Source organism: Mycobacterium sp. IDUB_39, from assembly GCF_055419205.1.
Genome location: NZ_JBVAXF010000023.1, coordinates 1 through 1,691, shown reverse-complemented (window position 1 = coordinate 1,691; position 1,691 = coordinate 1). Strand labels below are relative to the sequence as shown.

Annotated in this window: 1 protein-coding gene; it reads right to left on the bottom strand. The window is 67.2% G+C overall.

The features are described 5' to 3' along the window. Positions 1–344 precede the first annotated feature (344 nt). Complete coding sequence (locus ACZY0X_RS31190; RefSeq protein WP_463775891.1) at positions 345–1,559, bottom strand: IS110 family RNA-guided transposase; 1,215 nt, start codon at positions 1,557–1,559, stop codon at positions 345–347. Positions 1,560–1,691: the final 132 nt, after the last annotated feature.

Below are 1,691 nucleotides of genomic sequence, written 5' to 3'. Positions count from 1 at the left end.
TCTAGCTGGCTGTAGGTCGAGTCAAGGGGTGTGGAGGCCGTAGTGCGCCGTCGCCCTGGGGCGGGGCGTGATTTCGATGCGGTCGGTGGTGCTGCTGGGTGGGTGCGGGTGCCTGGCGCCCACGCTGACGTATGCAACCTCGGGTGGGTTATCTGGCGTCGTTCGGGCTGCCGTGGAGGCGAAGGGCCGGGTGCCAAGCTAGATTGCGGCGTAACCCGGTGAGGGCCCGCCATAGCCGCAACGGCATCTGATCCGGCCCTTCGTCCCGTCCACTTAGCGTGGCACTACCGGCGAGGGTTGTGAAGGGGTCTGGTCGGTCCTTTCCCGAGTGGGTGTGCGGGGATCTAGGCCCAGCGGGTCGGCTCGTAGTTGGCGTGATCGCGAACCAGTGCGTGGGCGATGCGGTTGGCGCGATGGGCCAACGCACAGGCCACGACACCCCCGTGCTTGCCGCGGGCTTTGAGTCCGTGGGCGTAGTTCCTGGCCGCCGGCTCATTGAGCCACAGGCCGATGCCGAGGTCGATCAAGGCGCGGCGCAGTGCGACGCTGCCTTCACGGCTGATGCTGCCGTCGCGGCGTTTGTGAGCGGATTCGTATTGCATCGGGGACAACCCCGACGCACGATAGATCTGCCGGGGTCCCGGCCAGCGTTGCGGATCGCCAAGGGCAGCAGCGTAGTTGGATACTCGCACTACGGCCCAGCCCGGTACCGAGGTCAATGTCGCGTAGGGGCTGCGCGGCAGTAGCAATGCCAGCGCGGTCTCTGCGGACTCGATCTGGTCGTCGAGATTGGCCAGCAACGCCAGGTCGGCAGCCAGTATCCGGCGCGCGATCACCGCGTCGCGGGTCGGCAGCGCATCGCGGGCCGCGGCGATCAGACGCTCGGCGACCGGACGGCGCAGTTGCAGGTCGCGGGTCGCGGCGAACCGGATCAACCGGTTGACTCCGAGCCCGGTCAGCCGCGCCGGGTCGGCGAACTCGGCGGCCACCAGCCGGCCGATCCTGGTGGCCAGCACGTCGGGCAGAGCGAGGGTCAATCCGGGAAAGGCCCGGTCCAGCTGGCCGAGCAGCTGATTCTTCGTCGCGGTACGCGTGGCGACCCGTCGACTCCGATGCACTGCCCAGGCGCTCACCTCACCGATCACGACATCGCGTTCGGTGACCGGGCGTCCGTACCCGGCCAGCACCAGTTCGGTGATCGCTTCCAGGTCGATCACGTCGGTCTTGATCCGGCGCCGTCCCTGCACGCGACGCTGTTCGGCGACCTGAGCGGGATTGAGTTCCAACACTTCCCACCCATCGGGCCACCGATGGTCGAGCACGGGTCGGTGATAGTGGCCGGCCGCTTCCACGCCCACCTTGACCTGCACCGAGGCAGGTGCGGCAGCCATCGCGCGAGCCGCCGCGGCGGCCAGACCCGACCCGGTCATCGCGAATTCCGACGGAGCGAGCAGCCGATGGCGAGCCGCGTCGGTCACCGAAAGCACCGCTGAGGTCTTGCCGACATCGACGGCAACGACGATCGTGGACGACGTGGCTGGAGCTACATGCACAGACACAACAACACCTCCGGGGTGTGTCAGGAGGTCCACGTGCGTCAACACACAGACCCCGCAAGGAATCAGTTACCGATCCCTTCCTGACACCTCCGGAGGCATTTGAGAAGGACTACCTCGATCTATATCAGCCGC